This window comes from Paenibacillus sp. MABNR03 (assembly GCF_050455445.1).
Lineage (GTDB): Bacteria > Bacillota > Bacilli > Paenibacillales > Paenibacillaceae > Paenibacillus > Paenibacillus xylanilyticus.
On sequence record NZ_JBCIYR010000002.1, the window covers coordinates 953,487 to 968,080 of the forward strand.

Here is a 14,594-nt window from a genome sequence, read left to right on the forward strand (position 1 = left end):
GGTTATTTGGACAAGCTGACTTTCATGATAGTTCCCATGCCTGCTTCTACGCTGCCATACTCCGGGCGCGACTCCCACGGCTGTTCAGCAGCATTCGCAATGATGACAGGGGTGATGACCGGATAACCGGCCGAAGTGATCGCATTCAGGTCAAATTCAATCAGGGTCTGACCGATAGTGACCTGATCCCCTGTCTGCACTTGGGGTGTGAAGCCATGTCCTTTCAGGCTGACAGTATTCATACCGATATGCAGCAGCAGCTGCAGCCCGGAAGCATGCTCAATCATTACGGCATGGTGCGATTTGATCAGGTGCACCACAGTGCCGTCGATAGGGGCGACCAGCCTGCCCTCCTGGGGAATCACTGCAACTCCCGGTCCCATAAGTCCTTGCGCGAACGCTTCGTCAGACACTTCTTCCAAACTGACGCAGGTTCCGGTAAGCGGGGAGGAGACGGATATTATTTCAGATGTTTTGGCAGATTTGTTGTTTTTCCATTTCCAGATCATTGTGTGTTGTCCTTTCTGCTGTTGGTTTTGGCATGAGTTTGAAAAAGCCGATATAAATGCATGGCGAGAAAAGCCGTTTCTTCCTCGGGTACCTCTGTACCCAAATCCTCGGCCATAACAGCGCTCAGTTTTCTGGCCAGCTGGTATTCGGACGGGTATTCATTTTTCACATATTGTGCGAAGGTGGGGGCCGTCATCGGCTGCTGATACAGGCGTTCCATGGAGAAGCGCAGGTGTATCAAGAGTCTTGCCTGGCTAAGGCTGGCCTGCTCAAAGCGAACGCCACCCTCCTCTTCAATCATGGACTGAAGCTTGCTGATCACATTGGATACCTTAACCAGCTGTCCGACAGGGACGTGATTTACGGAGGAGTACACATGGTATGTCAGGAACCCGGCCTCATCCTCCGGTACCTCTACGCCAAAGGCCTCTCCGATCATGGCAGCCGCTTCCGAGGCGAGTTCGAATTCTTTCGGAAAGCTGAGCTTTGTCTCCGTAAGGAAAGGATTCAGAATCTCCATCCCGTTGCGGATACGATATAAGGTGAACTGAATATGACTCGGAAGAGCAAGGTAGATCTTGTCATTCAGCTTGCCGGGAAACTGATCAGCGATAAGACGGATAATTCGGTCAGAGATGTTAATGACATTGGGGTCCAAGTCTTTCATCAGCTCCTGCGCCTGCCCCCATTCCTCCCGGTCTTCCAGCCGGAACCTTTTCTCAATCCGCGGATCATCGGCCTGAACGGTGCTTTCCACCTTGAATGCAAATCCCAACCCTTTGCCAATCAGTACATACTCCTTGGTATTCTGGTGCGACCGGGCCAGAACAATATTGCTGCCGACGACCCGCTCCACCTGCAGCATCATTCCTTTACTCACGGTTCACCGCCTCCTCGTCTCTAAAGTTAACGCTTTCAGGCCTCCGGAACGCAAAAAGAGCCAAGAAGCGAATATAGTCTCATGTTCGCTTCTTGGCTCATGCCCTCTGGGGTGGTAACACGCCAATTCATTTTATGTTTTATGCAGAACGTTCTTCCTACATAATATAGAACCTGATCTGCCACCGTCAACCATAATTTTTGTCATCCATCTGTTCGTCGTTTAATATAGGGAATGTGTAAACGAAAAGGTATCTGTCGTAGTTGACAAGTAAGGAGCCATGATCATCTTTTAAGGTGAAATGAGCCTAATCCGTTGTTGATCATGTTCGGGTAGATGGAGCCAAATCTAATATGAATAGGAGGATGAACATGTATCTTAGAAGTGTGCAGTTCATGAAGGAAAAGGTAGAGAATGCGAGACAATATCCGTTTAATATACCCGCTATACAGTCCCTGCAGAGATTGGAATTCAGGAATAACATTACTTTTTTTGTAGGTGAAAATGGATCAGGTAAGTCCACCCTGCTGGAAGGCATCGCTCACCAATGTGGATTCAATACAGCCGGGGGCGGCAGAAATAACGTCTTTGAGATGCATGCTTCGGAATCCTCATTAGGGGATTATCTGCGACTGGCCTGGTTGCCAAAGATTACGAATGGTTTCTTCATGCGCTCCGAGTCCTTCTATCAATTCGCATCCCATGTTGATGAGATGGGTACCCTTGAATACTATGGCGGGCGTTCATTACATGAGCAATCCCATGGGGAGTCTTTTCTCAATCTGTTTGTGAACCGCTTCAGCTCCAAAGGCATCTACCTGCTCGATGAGCCCGAAGCAGCACTATCTCCTGCCAGACAATTATCCTTACTGCGCATACTCCATGACCTGTCTGGAACTTCTCAATTTATTATCGCGACGCATTCGCCCATTCTGCTGGGTTATCCCGATGCGGATATTTTAAATTTTGACGACAATAGCATTCAAAAAATGGCTTATGAAGATACGGAACATTACCAGATCACCCGCAGTTTTCTGGAGAATCGCCATCGTATGCTGGATGAGTTGTTTAAGGACTGACCTTGGTTTGCATAGTTAAAAAAGGTGGAGGGATGACATGTATAAGTCTGTCGCCATTATTTCAGATATTCACAGTAATCACTTGGCCCTGGAGGCCGTGTTGCAGGATATTGCTGCCCGGAACATTGAACTTACCGTCAATTTGGGGGATAGTTTGTTTGGCCCGGTTGATCCGCTGGCGACAGCACGAGTATTAATGGACCATGAGAATATAATTCACGTGATGGGAAATTGTGACGAGATTCTATGGCAAAAAGAAAGCCCGTCGGAAACCTTTCAATTTGTAAAACCCCTGCTTGATCAGGGAATCGAGAATTGGATCAGATCATGTAATCATACGTGGGCGTACGAGGAGCTTTTATTTTGCCATGGAACGCCATGGGTGAATGATCGGTATTTGCTGGAAGAAGTGACAGCGGAAGGTGTTCAATATAAAGACACGATTCAATTGGCGAACGAACTTCTGGAGGTACCGCAGCGTTATATTTTTTGCGGACACAGTCATGTGTTTCAAACGAAATATTTGCCCGGAAGTAAGGTAATTGTGAACGTAGGCAGTGTCGGTTTGCCTGCTTATCATGATGAATTGCCCTATCCGCATGTAAGGGAATCCAGCTCGCCTTACGCCGATTATGCAATTGCTTATCGTAATGCGCAAGGGAACTGGAACATAGAACACGTTATGGTTGAGTATGATTGGGAGAAGGCCAGCTCGATTGCCCAGGCAAATGGACGAGAGGATTATGCTTTTGCGATCAGGACGGGGAATTTAGTTTATTGATTTACCTTCAACAGGTGAAGAAAGTCTGATTAACGTAGACGGTTGTCCGAATGACATGGAAGCATCAATAAAGTTTTCCAAAGATTGAACGGAATCAGTCAAGACCTTGATTAAATAATTGTATGATCCAGCTAGCCGATGACACTCAATGACACTAGGGTGATTTTTGCAAAATTCTGCAAACGGTTCACATTTTGTATTGTCATATAGGATAAAAGCCATGATAGGTTTATCTATTTTTTCCGGATTAATGATTGCCTTATAGCCAACGATGATCTCTTTTTCTTCAAGTTTCTTAACTCTTTCATTAACGGCGGGGGTAGATAAGCCCACTTTTCTTCCTAATTCTGCAAAGGAATATCGGGCATTTTCTTGCAAGTGTAATAATATGTCTTTATCGATCTCATCCATCTTTTTGGATCTCCTCACAAAAATGTTAAGTTAAACAGCATTTTTTCAGTTAAAAAGAAAGGTATTTTATAAAATTACAATAAGATTAATATGTAAAGTTAGCAACCTATTTATTAGAATTAGAGCATCAGAAAACTACAAAAAAGAATAAAAACTATAGGAGGTCAATACGATGGCTTTAGAAATGAGAAGTAAATGCGAAAAATGCGAAAGTGGACTCCATAAGCATTCTGTAGCGTATATTTGTACACATGAATGTATGTTTTGCAATGAGTGTGCAGCGGAGGCGAATTATGTATGCCCTAACTGTGGAGGCGAACTTGTGAAAAGACCAAGAAGTGAAAATTCATTGAGTTGTCCTATTAGTTAGTCAAAACCTTCAGGATGTACTTGATTAGAGGAGTGCCGCCTGTAAACCCGAATACATATATTTGAAGCATTGATTTAGATTTATAGCATGCCGTTAAGACATTAAATCATATTTTGAGGAGTGTTTGGATGAAAATTGGCTTTTTAATCGTGGATATGCAAGAAGTCATCGTGCGGGATCGACTGGAGAAAAGAGTGCTGGACCATGCATGTGAATATATCAACCATGTGGCAGACGTGCTGCGTTCCAACAATCATGTTGTAATCCATGTTCAGGATGTGGAGGGCATGGAGGAATCGAATCGGGAAGCGTATCGGTTTATACCCGAGATTGACATACACGAGCAGGATTACACGATCACCAAGGAAAGCTCTAATGCATTCTGGCAGACCAACCTGGAGGAAGTTTTACGCAGTCTTGGTGTCGAGCTGCTGATCATTTCCGGTTTTGCCGCAGAAGAATGTGTCCTGTTTACCTATAACGGGGCGAGCGAGCGTGGGTTCAAACCGGTTATGCTGCAAAATGGAATTCTCAGTACACATCACGAAGCGGTGACATCAACGTACAGGGACCGAAATGTTATCTCTTATCCTGTCGTTGATTATTTGATCCAATAAGCGAGGGGAGCTAAAGTGTTCATCGTTATCGCTGCTGGAGCAGTTCCACAATAATCTAAAAGAAGATCCTGATATCGCCTTAGAAGGAGGCCATACCGGGGTCTTTTTCAATTGAATTGATGTAGCATCGGGGAGCAGGAATAGGAAGTTTGAACGTGAAACAACTTCGCAATTTCCAAAACATGGGTTATGATGAATGGGAAAGGAAGCGAAAACAAATTCAATAGTGTGGGGGAGCAATATATGCCGATGATCCATAACTTTGTTATTGAAAATATATCGGATATAAGCGAAGTTATCCATACTTCCTACTCAAGGGATAGACACGGGAAAATACATAAAGGTGGACTCTCACCAGACAACCAAGCTCACTTGGATGACGACTTTATTTCGTATATACAGGATTCCCTTCAATGGTTAGAGACCGGAAATCCGTCTACGGGCGAGAGAACAAGCGGATTAAACTATTATGGCATTACTGTTATTGAAGATAAACAAGTGTTGCAAAGGCTTCATCATATCATGCATGCATGGATTGATTTATTCAGTTCAGCACCTGATCCGATCATACTTAGAGGGAATTACTGTATTGTTGGTGGTGAGAACAAAGGTTACTACGAGAAATTGGTGTATACCAAAACTGACCTGATCACTAAATTAAAAAAGCTTGCCATGATGGCAAAACATGCTGATGAGCATGGAAAGTGTATCGTGCATTTTGGTATTTAACAGTAAGTTATCTCATATTCAATGACGAGAGAAGGGCGGCGGAGATGACAGGTCGAATTGTGGTTACAGGCGGGGCCATTATTAGAGATGATGGTGGGAGAATTCTACTGCAGCGAAGGTCTGATTATGGGGACTGGGGATTGCCTGGTGGGGGTATGGAGCCCGGAGAGCGTATTGAAGAGACTTGAAGACGAACACCAGGAGTCGTTGCAATTGATTTTTACAAGCTTGGATGAAGTCGATATCGATAGGATTAATAAGGTACAGAAGCCTGTATTCATGGATTTGCTTCAAGAGAAGCAGGGGATTCTGCGTTAGTAAGGCTATAAATTAACGAAAATGGAGTGATTTCAATGCCTTGGCCCATGGTTCATTTTGCGATTGCATCCGAATTTATATCTAATCCATCCCCGGAATTCCTACTGGGAAGTCTTGCTCCTGACTCCATCCATGTGAGAAGCAATGTGCGCAGTGAAAAGGCCAAAACACATCTGATGATCGAAGAAGGCAGGTTCGCGACAGATGAAGAACTGCGGGCATTTGTGGAGTCCAATAGGCTGCAGGCGGAGCATGATCCTGCATTTTTACAGTATTTGTGCGGTTACATCGCCCATGTTTATACGGATCGCGTGTGGACCTTCAACATCTATCCTGCATATGAGGAACACACCGATGGAAGAAGTATATATACGCATGACGTGACGAAATTGGAATTTATGATTTTGCGGAAACACTCTGGAGCCTACGATCTACTGAATAAACTGGGTACTGGTAAAGCTTATGATTTGGGTGGTTTGCTGGAACAGGAGGTGTATCAGTATAGGAAGGAGAAGGTTGATTTTTTAAACAATCCTGCCCATGAGCCGCTAGGAGATTTGAGGATTTTGTCCATGGAAGTTCTGGAAGGATTCATTCATGCAACTGCCAAGGAACTGAAACAGCTATTGGCCGGATGGATCGACCAAATTGAAAATAGAGGTGAGCCCCTATGGAAAAGTTGATTCATCTCACCATGTATCATGAACGATATGATGAAGCATTAGCTCGTTTTTCACTGACGGGGGAACAGTCTACGTTTACGGCACTGCCTGCAGAAGTCATTGAGGAGGCCATTTCGAACCCCGACAAGTTTCCCATTGTTATTCTAAAAGAGGAGACGCCGGTGGGCTTCTTTATTTCACATAAAAATTCGGAATACGCTGAAGGAAAAAGATATTCCAGTGCCATCTTAATACGAGCTCTATCTATTACACTGGAGCATCAGGGTAAAGGATATGCGCTGGCTGCCATGAATGCACTTACCCCATTGCTTCAGCAAATTGACCCCGAAATGAAGGAAGTCATACTCGCTGTAAATGAACAGAATGTTGCAGCACAGAGCCTGTATTTGAAAGCAGGTTTTCGGGACACGGGAATTCGCAGGATTGGTGCACATGGTCTCCAGTTCGTTTTTCATCGAAAGGTGGATTAAGGAAGACCTGATGAAGAGCGAAGCCATTCAAATGGCCGGCAATATCAAGTTTGTTGAACTGGAAACCAGGACCAAGTTGTCTGAAAAAGGAGACGTGACGTGGGGAATATTCATAAGGGAAGACATACGGCTGAGATTGATGGAGAGTTTGTTGTTTTTATCATTGGTATGCGAATAAACCGCCTATGGGCCGTACATAAGTGGTTGCCTGTATTTAAGGCAATGGGGCCGATGATCAGAGAACTGTACATGAATCCAGATACTGGATTTCTGGGGACGGAATATTTTATAAGCTGGCGGGGTGTCACCCTTCTGCAGTACTGGAGATCTTATGATGAACTGGAGAAATACGCACGTGGCGGTCTGCACCTGGAGGCATGGAAACGATTTAATAAGTCGATTGGTTCAGATGGAAGTGTTGGGATCTATCATGAAACGTACAAGGCTGGGCCAGGTTCCTATGAATCCATCTATGCCAACATGCCGAAATTTGGTTTAGCCAAAGTATCCAACCATGTTCCCGCGACAGGCAGAATGGAGACATCCAGGCGCAGAATGGGGGGCGAGAACGAACCGGCTGTGCAGACACCTGATCATGAAAAGTAAGGATTCTAGTAATTGTGTTACATTCATTGGTGAGAAGAGAGGAGCATGTTATGAGGGCAAAAATCAAACAAGCAGACCTGGGATCAACGCAACTTAGCTGGTTGTGTGTTCAGCCGATGCTAATTTCTGTTCGAGGTAAAGATGTTGCAGCCAAAACAGAGATGTACCGTCAGTTAAATGAAGGCCAACAAGCATTATTTCTGTTTTATTCCTATCATAACCATACGAAAAGTCTGGCGGAGTTTTATTGGTTTTCGGCCTACAATATCATTGAGATGAAGAGTTGGAGCGGCATAAAGAACGGAATGTTTTATTTTAATCAAGATGAAATGGCAGCTCTGCTAAACGAAATCGAACGTGTTATTACAGAGAAAAATAGAGTCGGGGAAGAATGGCAAGAGTTTTCGCCAACGGATTTAGAGCAAGATCCACACTTGTTCCAATTAATCGAAGATCTGTTCATTCGATATCGAGCGAAGGCTCAGGAAGTCATTGCAAGGATGAATGAGAAGATCCAGCAAAATCAGGAGATGTATGTTGAAATCAAGGAAGAGTAGCGGCTCCGACTATATAGATAGAGATTGTGGTAATACAACGGGGAATATTGAATATTCCCCGTTTGGTGTCCTTGAAGAGTTTGATATCTGATAATTAATTCTCATAACAACGCGAGAAATGTGTATCGATTTATGTGCGAATTATCTACTTCTTGTACGAGAACTAGCTGAGTGCAACAAACCTGCAATTTCTTGCAACAAAACGCAATTCAGTATGCCAGGTTCAAGTTTGCCTGTAATATGAGTTGTGAGAGGAGGACAACACGTGAAAGTGATTTTTGAAACAGATTCATCCATGGAACGAAGGATCGCCAAGGTCGTTACCAACCCTTCGGAACAACTGCATTGGGAGGGGATCGATGAAGCAATCAGTCAATTGGAAAGAAAGCTGGTCGTCATCAATCCGAAGAATAACCGGAATGTCCAGATTCAGCCAAGTTCAATCCTTGCCATTGAGTCCGAGGACCGAATGTGCAATGTACGTTTGATTTCGGGAGAGCGCTATCTGCTGGGCAAACGTCTTAAATTTGTGGAAAAAGATATGGATTCGTCCCACTTTCTGAAGATAAACAACTCGACGATCATCAACACGAAACACATTAAGGCGTTCGCCGCAACAGGCCATGCCAGAATTCAAGTTGAACTTGCAGATGGTTCAAGCTACTACGTCAGTCGATACTATATCAAAAATTTCAGGGGGAAATTATTATGATCGCAAATCTCAGACATTCGTTTTTTCAGGTATTTACAGTAACTTCGTTATGGGTGACGCTGCTGCTAACCTTATTCTTCAAAGATCATACACTCCAGATGGGGTATCTATGGAACTTGGCCGGAATTGCGTTTATAGCAGCCGTGGTATTTGGAGTCATGTACAATGCGCTGTGGAACTACTTTACGTTGAAACCGATTTGGAATATTGCGATCTCGTCCACATTTAATATTCTCGGAGGCATGGCAGGTGTGTGGTTGTTTTCAGAGGAAATGTTCCAGCTTATTGCACCGTGGTTCCCTGGCATGTGGCTTTTATCGATTGTGCTGCACACGATTGCCTTTTATTTTTATGCTAGAATAGATAGCAAGAAAAAAGCGGAAGAATTAAACAAAATACTGAAGTAGACAAGAGGAATCCATATGAACGAAGAAGAGGCGCTTCAGGAGTTCGGCTTGGAGCCGGGCTCCGGGGACAGGGAGCGCATTCGCAGACTGCTGCAGCAAGAGATCGACAATACAAGTGCGGAGGACAACGATTATCTCAAAACTTTATGTATTATGCTGTTTGCGATCGGTCACGTAGAGGACACTCAGCTAATCTGGCAGGCCAAAAGAAAGAACCAGGATACGGGCAGTTATGTGGATGTTCAATTACTATGCGGTGCTGGCTTTGAGGACACGATAATGTATCTGGAACAAAAGAGCGGGCAGCAAACAGAAGAACAGTTACAATATCTCAGGAAGTGTGAGCCATATGATTTTGTAGACTTCTCCAAAGAGGAATGGATCTCAAACTATAAGCAGTATTATGAAATTTAGGCTGAAAGATAGCTTGTTGTCCCATTCATTTTTTCTAGAAAAAGGAGATTCAGATGGGAACAACATTAGATAGTGCAAAAACTCCTCAAGATAAATTGACAGTACAATTTCATATTGAAATTAAACATGAATTTCAAAATATATCAAAGCACAAACGGGTACGTATGCCTGTAGTTAAATGTTCCATGCCTCTCTATATTAACGGATCACTTTTAGATGAGAGAGAGGTCTTTGTAGAGAGCGTGTTTTTTCAGTCCTTACTCCAGCCTGGGAAATTCCCCATGTTTACTTTCACATGCGGCATATTTGGCTGCGGAGGTTATTATGTGGATGTACTGCACAATGATACTACGGTAACATGGATTACAGAGCAGTCTCCGTTTATGGATGCTTCCGATGAGAGTTCGAATGTGTTTATCTTTTCTTGGAGTAATCTGCTGAATTTTGCTGAAGAGCTCATTCGGGGATACGAAGAAATAGCGAGGGTAAGGTTGGCTCATAACTTACAATATAACAATGATCTTGAACTGTATCGTAATATCATTCATCGGAAGAGAATTGAGGTTGATCGAGCATGATAAATGCTGCTTCTAACCAGGAACAGATGCAGACTTGCAGAAAATATAATGCCGACTATATGTCGAGTGAATCGCATCATAAGATCGGAATCGCCTGGAATGTTAAAGTGAAGCTGCAGCCCATTCATGGACTGCGCTTAGAACACGCTGGTTATACAACCGGATGGTATATTTAGGCGGATGAGTACTCAGATGCAGATGACTTTTTCTCTACCTCTACATAAAGCACACGTGGATGAATGGGACCCTGAAATCAAGAAATACCTAGGGCTCGCTCCAGGTTGGCGATCGGTGATCGCAGAAGACGATAAGGATGCTTGGTTTGACGAACAATTGCTAGACAGGGAATAATTAATTTAGAGCAGGTGAATAACGATACCATCCAAGGAGAAAACATCATGAATAGCCCCACTATCGATATAAAAGAGTACTCTTCCAAGTATCAATCCCAAGTCCTTGATTTGATTTTGCAGATTCAACAGCAGGAATACCATGTTCCCATTACCAGAGAGGACCAACCGGATCTGCTTGAAATCGAAACCTTTTATCAAAAAGGGAACGGGAACTTCTGGGTCGCTGTTGCCAATGACGAAGTGGTGGGTACGATTGCTTTGCTTGATATTGGAGGAGCGAATGTAGCGCTTAGAAAGATGTTTGTGGCTGAAAATTATAGAGGCAAGATACTGCAAGTATCGAGCCGACTCCTGCATCAGGCATTTCAGTGGGCCCGGGAAAACAGTGTGAATGACATCTATCTTGGAACAACTCAGCAGTTCGTGGCAGCGCATCGATTTTATGAGAAAAATGGATTTGTTTCGGTTACACGTGAGGAATTACCGGATGCTTTTCCGTTGATGAAAGTAGATACAAAATTCTATCACCACACCACGCCCTTTGCATGAGGCAAGTCATGCAGAGCGGCGTGTTTTTTTATTCGAGAGAGTTAGGGAAATGAAAAGATAGCTTACTTGGATCATTCGCAAATTCCACATTATGGGTTATGATGTAACCAAAGAGAAAATGTAACATACATAGGAAGTTTGAAACGTAACGTTTTTGGAATTTTTTAATGATTGGGGAGGAAGCGGGATGAAAGCCATTTTCCTTGATTTTTACGGGACGGTTGTACACGAAGATGACGAGATTCTTCCGGTGATATACGAACAAGTACAGGCTACGGCGCGTGTTGAATGTACGGCAGATGAAATAGGCGATTATTGGTGGAAGGCATTTTCAGAAATGTTTTATGAAAGCCACGGCAGTCAGTTTACTACGCAAAGAGTTCTTAATGTGCTGTCCTTGGCAGAAACGATTAGGCATTTTCAATCGGATGCTGTCGCAGCGCTGCTGAATCAGGAGCAGTTGGCTCACTGGCGTAATCCGGGGCTATTTGAGGATTCCATTCCCTTTTTGCAATCGGTGGAGATCCCCGTGTATATCCTCTCCAATATCGATACAGATGATGTAAGAGCGGCAATGAAGAAGCATGGCATCATGGCAGAAGGTGTGATTACCAGTGAAGATGTTCGATCTTACAAACCGAGACCCGAGATGTTTAATGAAGCATTAGCCAAATATGATTTATCCCGAAACGATGTCATTCATATAGGAGATTCGCTGACAAGTGACGTTCAGGGAGCACAAAATGCAGGAATCCAGGCTGTCTGGTTAAATCGAAAAGGTAAATCCAAACCTGGGCATATCCATCCGGAATATGTGTGTAGGGATCTGATAGAGGTCCTGAACATCTTGTAGTGATTCGGGTATTGGATAAAGTCATATTGGGGACGGTGCTATCCATGGATGAGTTGAAAAAGCAGTTGGCAACGCATCATGCAGGGCAGGTGTTGGAGGTTGGTACAGGATCAGGGAAATTTATACCTACCCTACTTGAGATTTTAAGTCGTATCGAACAGATCACGGGCATTGATACCGACACGGATTCTTTACGCAAGGCAGCCGCTGCATATGCGATCAACGATAAGATCCAGTTTAAGCCAATGAACGCATCAAAGATGGAGTTTGCAGATCAAACTTTTGATACTGTCTGTATTTCGAACGCATTGCATCATTTACCCCCTTACGCAAACGTCATAAAAGAGATGAAGCGCGTGGTGAAGAGCAGCGGTCTAATTCTCATTAATGAGCTGGTCAGTGATGATCCCAATGAAGCCCAGCTGACGCACATCATGTATCACCACTTTAGTGCCGATATAGATCAGCGTTTGGGAATTTATCATCGTCATACGTATACACGTCAGGAAGTTAAAGATATCGTAACTTGTGGAGGAATAAGCATCCGTTGGACTTACGAATATAACGAGCCAAAACAGGATGTCATGGCAGAACAAGACATTCGGTTGGTATCCGAGGCCTGTAAGAAGCACATGGAAAGGGCAACAGCGTTCGAAGATTATGCAGCGTTTGCTGAACGCGGTAATTCCATCATGGAGCGTCTGAAGACCGTTGGTATCCAGCGACCAACACAGATCATGATCTTGGGTGTTTGAAAGAATAATAGAAGCAGGAATGTGAGGGATAGGACTGTGAAAAAGTTAACCATAATGCTTGGTCTATTTCTATTCTTAATCGCCTGTCAGGATAAAACCAATCATGAAGATGCACAGAAACCGACGGAGCCTGTATCGGAAAGTGTCACTGCAGAAGAAACGCAAAAGAAGGGAGAAGGTTTGACATCTGAAGAAGACGAAGACATCCCGCCTGTATACATCGATGAAACGAAATATACAGGTGATGAACTGGAAATCGTCAAACTTATGAACACCCGCTTACGTTACTTATGGGAAGAGGATGAAAAGGGGTACATGAGCCTTATTGATCCACAATCGCCCGTATCGGGCATGAGCCGAACCAAAGTCCGCAAGGTTATCTCCATGAGCGACATTACCATTCAGGAACAAAAGAAACTCTACGAGGGGGTAGTAGAGGTTACTGAACTAAAGGAGAACGACGTTGAATCCAGCAGCATAATGGTTTTTTGGAAAAAGAAAGAAGATGGGGATTCGGCACAATGGATTATTGCAGATATTGATTAACAATAGGTCATGATCATTAAAATCTAGCAAATTTAAAATGAAGTTAAGGGTGATGACATAATGGCAAGACGATTAATACTTGTTGAAGGGTTACCAGGTTCAGGAAAGTCCACGATTGCCAAGATGGTTTCCGACATTCTGATCCAGCAAGGGCTGCAGGTGCAGCTTTTCCAAGAAGGTAATCTGGATCATCCCGCTGATTATGAAGGTGTTGCTTTTTATGCAGCAGAAGAATTTGAGGATTTATTGAGTACTCATGAGGCATGCAGAGGCATATTGGAGAGCGGAGCCACAACTTATCATAATGGTTATCTGATTCCTTATCGGAAAATAAAAGAGGAACGTGGACAGGATTTTCCCGACGATGTGGTGCAAGAGATATTCAGCCGGGATATTTACGAGTTACCTTTTGAACAAAATGTAGACCTAATCACCGCAAAATGGCGGAGCTTCGCTGAAAGTGTGTTAAGCGCTCCGGATGATTCTGTCACGATATTTGAATGTTGTTTTATTCAGAATCCACTAACAATAGGTTTGGTCAAATGCAATCAATCGAGAGAAGATAACATGCAGTATGTATTGGATTTGGAACGCATCACTGCGCCATTAAATCCGCTATTAATCTATATTCATCAGCAGGATATCGCCTATACCTTTGACAAAGCGGTGAAGGAACGGCCCAAGGAATGGTCCGATGGTTTCATACACTATTACACGAATCAAGGGCTGGGAAATTCAAAAGGGTATCAGGGAATTGAAGGCACGGTGGAGGCTCTTCAGGCAAGAAAAGAGTTGGAAACCGAGATTTATCATATGCTGAAGATCGATAAACACTGGCTGGATAATTCGGATTATAATCTGGTTGCTTGCCGGGAGGAGTTGGAGGGAATTTTAAGAGAGGCGTTTTAAAATACGGAAGGAGAACAGTGTAAGAAATGGGGAAGACGTTATTTGAGCTTGTTAACGAAGTCGAGAGTGAAGCGACTTTTATGGATTTTTTACTAGAATTAAGCAAGGACCGTGAAGAGCAAACCGATGAATGGCAAAATGATTCGATAGAATCGTTTCTGGAAGCGGCTGCCCGGTGGGGACAGGATTCGGTGGATGGATTACGACATTACGAGAAGTCTGACAACCCATGGGAGAGGTGTGCTCAGATTCTGTATATGGGCAAGATTTATGAGTAGCATGGTTCCGTCAGTTTTTGCAATTTAGAAAGGAGGAAAGCCGAAGCATGATTGAAATGCCAATACATAACGGAGGTTCAGATTTATGACATTTGTTGAGGTAGTACTAATCGCAACAACCGCCCTATTGTTGATCATAGGTGTGAGGGGCAAACGAAGATCAGTTCTCATATGGGGGATCGTCAGTTTCATAGCATTGCTTGTCCTCATTATTCCTTCGTTCATGAAC

The 14,594-nt window shown here is 43.7% G+C and carries 25 protein-coding genes; 22 read left to right on the forward strand and 3 right to left on the reverse strand.

Annotation, left to right across the window (positions count from 1 at the left end; genetic code table 11):
* Positions 1-2: 2 nt before the first annotated feature.
* Positions 3-509, reverse strand: a complete 507-nt coding sequence (locus AAIH57_RS13030; protein WP_430021892.1) for a PTS sugar transporter subunit IIA — start codon at positions 507-509, stop codon at positions 3-5.
* Positions 506-1,390: a PRD domain-containing protein gene (locus AAIH57_RS13035; protein WP_430021893.1), complete on the reverse strand. Its 885-nt coding sequence runs from the start codon at positions 1,388-1,390 to the stop codon at positions 506-508. Before AAIH57_RS13035 ends, AAIH57_RS13030 begins: the two co-directional genes overlap by 4 nt.
* A gap of 371 nt (positions 1,391-1,761) precedes the next feature.
* Between AAIH57_RS13035 and AAIH57_RS13040 the strand changes: the two genes are divergently transcribed.
* Entirely contained in the window at positions 1,762-2,469 is a 708-nt protein-coding gene (locus AAIH57_RS13040; RefSeq protein WP_430021894.1) for an AAA family ATPase, read from the forward strand.
* Between the two features lie 37 nt (positions 2,470-2,506).
* On the forward strand, positions 2,507-3,250 hold the full coding sequence (locus tag AAIH57_RS13045) for a metallophosphoesterase family protein (RefSeq protein ID WP_430021895.1): 744 nt from the start codon (positions 2,507-2,509) through the stop codon (positions 3,248-3,250).
* On the opposite strand, the gene AAIH57_RS13050 is transcribed toward AAIH57_RS13045, so the two are convergent.
* A complete protein-coding gene (locus tag AAIH57_RS13050) occupies positions 3,239-3,661 on the reverse strand; it encodes an Lrp/AsnC family transcriptional regulator (protein ID WP_175399385.1) in 423 nt (140 codons plus the stop codon). The genes AAIH57_RS13045 and AAIH57_RS13050 overlap by 12 nt on opposite strands.
* A gap of 172 nt (positions 3,662-3,833) precedes the next feature.
* Here AAIH57_RS13050 and AAIH57_RS13055 point away from each other — a divergent pair, with 172 nt between their 5' ends.
* The 20 genes from AAIH57_RS13055 to AAIH57_RS13150 all read left to right on the forward strand — a co-directional run bounded on the left by AAIH57_RS13055 (position 3,834) and on the right by AAIH57_RS13150 (position 14,365).
* Positions 3,834-4,031, forward strand: coding sequence for a DUF1272 domain-containing protein (locus tag AAIH57_RS13055; RefSeq protein ID WP_430021896.1), 198 nt, complete (start codon positions 3,834-3,836; stop codon positions 4,029-4,031).
* A 128-nt stretch (positions 4,032-4,159) separates the two neighbouring features.
* A complete protein-coding gene (locus AAIH57_RS13060) occupies positions 4,160-4,648 on the forward strand; it encodes a cysteine hydrolase family protein (protein ID WP_430021897.1) in 489 nt (162 codons plus the stop codon).
* A 243-nt stretch (positions 4,649-4,891) separates the two neighbouring features.
* Positions 4,892-5,377, forward strand: coding sequence for a hypothetical protein (locus AAIH57_RS13065; RefSeq protein WP_430021898.1), 486 nt, complete (start codon positions 4,892-4,894; stop codon positions 5,375-5,377).
* 44 nt (positions 5,378-5,421) lie between these two features.
* Positions 5,422-5,565: an NUDIX domain-containing protein gene (locus AAIH57_RS13070; RefSeq protein ID WP_430021899.1), complete on the forward strand. Its 144-nt coding sequence runs from the start codon at positions 5,422-5,424 to the stop codon at positions 5,563-5,565.
* A gap of 165 nt (positions 5,566-5,730) precedes the next feature.
* Positions 5,731-6,378, forward strand: coding sequence for a hypothetical protein (locus tag AAIH57_RS13075; protein ID WP_430021900.1), 648 nt, complete (start codon positions 5,731-5,733; stop codon positions 6,376-6,378).
* The gene (locus AAIH57_RS13080) at positions 6,366-6,848 is read left to right on the forward strand and encodes a GNAT family N-acetyltransferase (protein WP_430021901.1); all 483 of its coding nucleotides are present in this window, start codon (positions 6,366-6,368) and stop codon (positions 6,846-6,848) included. The genes AAIH57_RS13075 and AAIH57_RS13080 overlap by 13 nt, the downstream gene beginning before the upstream one ends.
* A gap of 99 nt (positions 6,849-6,947) precedes the next feature.
* A complete protein-coding gene (locus tag AAIH57_RS13085) occupies positions 6,948-7,454 on the forward strand; it encodes a DUF4188 domain-containing protein (protein ID WP_175399391.1) in 507 nt (168 codons plus the stop codon).
* A 50-nt stretch (positions 7,455-7,504) separates the two neighbouring features.
* Positions 7,505-8,011: a hypothetical protein gene (locus AAIH57_RS13090; RefSeq protein ID WP_430021902.1), complete on the forward strand. Its 507-nt coding sequence runs from the start codon at positions 7,505-7,507 to the stop codon at positions 8,009-8,011.
* Positions 8,012-8,276: 265 nt separating this feature from the next.
* A complete protein-coding gene (locus AAIH57_RS13095; RefSeq protein WP_430021903.1) occupies positions 8,277-8,723 on the forward strand; it encodes a LytTR family DNA-binding domain-containing protein in 447 nt (148 codons plus the stop codon).
* Positions 8,720-9,130: a hypothetical protein gene (locus AAIH57_RS13100; RefSeq protein ID WP_430021904.1), complete on the forward strand. Its 411-nt coding sequence runs from the start codon at positions 8,720-8,722 to the stop codon at positions 9,128-9,130. Before AAIH57_RS13095 ends, AAIH57_RS13100 begins: the two co-directional genes overlap by 4 nt.
* Positions 9,131-9,145: 15 nt before the next feature.
* Positions 9,146-9,544, forward strand: coding sequence for a hypothetical protein (locus AAIH57_RS13105; RefSeq protein ID WP_430021905.1), 399 nt, complete (start codon positions 9,146-9,148; stop codon positions 9,542-9,544).
* A 53-nt stretch (positions 9,545-9,597) separates the two neighbouring features.
* Positions 9,598-10,122, forward strand: coding sequence for a hypothetical protein (locus AAIH57_RS13110; RefSeq protein ID WP_430021906.1), 525 nt, complete (start codon positions 9,598-9,600; stop codon positions 10,120-10,122).
* On the forward strand, positions 10,119-10,298 hold the full coding sequence (locus tag AAIH57_RS13115; protein ID WP_430021907.1) for an immunity protein Imm33 domain-containing protein: 180 nt from the start codon (positions 10,119-10,121) through the stop codon (positions 10,296-10,298). Before AAIH57_RS13110 ends, AAIH57_RS13115 begins: the two co-directional genes overlap by 4 nt.
* Positions 10,299-10,320: 22 nt before the next feature.
* Entirely contained in the window at positions 10,321-10,473 is a 153-nt protein-coding gene (locus tag AAIH57_RS13120) for an immunity protein Imm33 domain-containing protein (RefSeq protein WP_430022145.1), read from the forward strand.
* Between the two features lie 47 nt (positions 10,474-10,520).
* A complete protein-coding gene (locus tag AAIH57_RS13125) occupies positions 10,521-11,024 on the forward strand; it encodes a GNAT family N-acetyltransferase (RefSeq protein WP_430021908.1) in 504 nt (167 codons plus the stop codon).
* Positions 11,025-11,211: 187 nt separating this feature from the next.
* Complete coding sequence (locus AAIH57_RS13130; RefSeq protein ID WP_430021909.1) at positions 11,212-11,877, forward strand: HAD family hydrolase; 666 nt, start codon at positions 11,212-11,214, stop codon at positions 11,875-11,877.
* A gap of 44 nt (positions 11,878-11,921) precedes the next feature.
* The gene (locus tag AAIH57_RS13135) at positions 11,922-12,632 is read left to right on the forward strand and encodes a class I SAM-dependent methyltransferase (protein WP_175399398.1); all 711 of its coding nucleotides are present in this window, start codon (positions 11,922-11,924) and stop codon (positions 12,630-12,632) included.
* Between the two features lie 36 nt (positions 12,633-12,668).
* Positions 12,669-13,178, forward strand: a complete 510-nt coding sequence (locus AAIH57_RS13140) for a hypothetical protein (RefSeq protein WP_175399399.1) — start codon at positions 12,669-12,671, stop codon at positions 13,176-13,178.
* 60 nt (positions 13,179-13,238) lie between these two features.
* The gene (locus tag AAIH57_RS13145; RefSeq protein ID WP_430021910.1) at positions 13,239-14,087 is read left to right on the forward strand and encodes an adenylyl-sulfate kinase; all 849 of its coding nucleotides are present in this window, start codon (positions 13,239-13,241) and stop codon (positions 14,085-14,087) included.
* Positions 14,088-14,113: 26 nt separating this feature from the next.
* On the forward strand, positions 14,114-14,365 hold the full coding sequence (locus AAIH57_RS13150; RefSeq protein WP_175399401.1) for a DUF7660 family protein: 252 nt from the start codon (positions 14,114-14,116) through the stop codon (positions 14,363-14,365).
* Positions 14,366-14,594: the final 229 nt, after the last annotated feature.

What these genes read in the sequence shown, in the direction of transcription:
- AAIH57_RS13030 (WP_430021892.1), bottom strand. Translation starts at nt 509, where the DNA reads ATGATCTGGAAATGGAAAAACAACAAATCTGCCAAAACATCTGAAATA.
- AAIH57_RS13040 (WP_430021894.1), top strand. Translation starts at nt 1,762, where the DNA reads ATGTATCTTAGAAGTGTGCAGTTCATGAAGGAAAAGGTAGAGAATGCG.
- AAIH57_RS13045 (WP_430021895.1), top strand. Translation starts at nt 2,507, where the DNA reads ATGTATAAGTCTGTCGCCATTATTTCAGATATTCACAGTAATCACTTG.
- AAIH57_RS13050 (WP_175399385.1), bottom strand. Translation starts at nt 3,661, where the DNA reads ATGGATGAGATCGATAAAGACATATTATTACACTTGCAAGAAAATGCC.
- AAIH57_RS13055 (WP_430021896.1), top strand. Translation starts at nt 3,834, where the DNA reads ATGGCTTTAGAAATGAGAAGTAAATGCGAAAAATGCGAAAGTGGACTC.
- AAIH57_RS13060 (WP_430021897.1), top strand. Translation starts at nt 4,160, where the DNA reads ATGAAAATTGGCTTTTTAATCGTGGATATGCAAGAAGTCATCGTGCGG.
- AAIH57_RS13065 (WP_430021898.1), top strand. Translation starts at nt 4,892, where the DNA reads ATGCCGATGATCCATAACTTTGTTATTGAAAATATATCGGATATAAGC.
- AAIH57_RS13070 (WP_430021899.1), top strand. Translation starts at nt 5,422, where the DNA reads ATGACAGGTCGAATTGTGGTTACAGGCGGGGCCATTATTAGAGATGAT.
- AAIH57_RS13075 (WP_430021900.1), top strand. Translation starts at nt 5,731, where the DNA reads ATGCCTTGGCCCATGGTTCATTTTGCGATTGCATCCGAATTTATATCT.
- AAIH57_RS13080 (WP_430021901.1), top strand. Translation starts at nt 6,366, where the DNA reads ATGGAAAAGTTGATTCATCTCACCATGTATCATGAACGATATGATGAA.
- AAIH57_RS13090 (WP_430021902.1), top strand. Translation starts at nt 7,505, where the DNA reads ATGAGGGCAAAAATCAAACAAGCAGACCTGGGATCAACGCAACTTAGC.
- AAIH57_RS13100 (WP_430021904.1), top strand. Translation starts at nt 8,720, where the DNA reads ATGATCGCAAATCTCAGACATTCGTTTTTTCAGGTATTTACAGTAACT.
- AAIH57_RS13105 (WP_430021905.1), top strand. Translation starts at nt 9,146, where the DNA reads ATGAACGAAGAAGAGGCGCTTCAGGAGTTCGGCTTGGAGCCGGGCTCC.
- AAIH57_RS13110 (WP_430021906.1), top strand. Translation starts at nt 9,598, where the DNA reads ATGGGAACAACATTAGATAGTGCAAAAACTCCTCAAGATAAATTGACA.
- AAIH57_RS13115 (WP_430021907.1), top strand. Translation starts at nt 10,119, where the DNA reads ATGATAAATGCTGCTTCTAACCAGGAACAGATGCAGACTTGCAGAAAA.
- AAIH57_RS13120 (WP_430022145.1), top strand. Translation starts at nt 10,321, where the DNA reads ATGACTTTTTCTCTACCTCTACATAAAGCACACGTGGATGAATGGGAC.
- AAIH57_RS13125 (WP_430021908.1), top strand. Translation starts at nt 10,521, where the DNA reads ATGAATAGCCCCACTATCGATATAAAAGAGTACTCTTCCAAGTATCAA.
- AAIH57_RS13130 (WP_430021909.1), top strand. Translation starts at nt 11,212, where the DNA reads ATGAAAGCCATTTTCCTTGATTTTTACGGGACGGTTGTACACGAAGAT.
- AAIH57_RS13135 (WP_175399398.1), top strand. Translation starts at nt 11,922, where the DNA reads ATGGATGAGTTGAAAAAGCAGTTGGCAACGCATCATGCAGGGCAGGTG.
- AAIH57_RS13145 (WP_430021910.1), top strand. Translation starts at nt 13,239, where the DNA reads ATGGCAAGACGATTAATACTTGTTGAAGGGTTACCAGGTTCAGGAAAG.
- AAIH57_RS13150 (WP_175399401.1), top strand. Translation starts at nt 14,114, where the DNA reads ATGGGGAAGACGTTATTTGAGCTTGTTAACGAAGTCGAGAGTGAAGCG.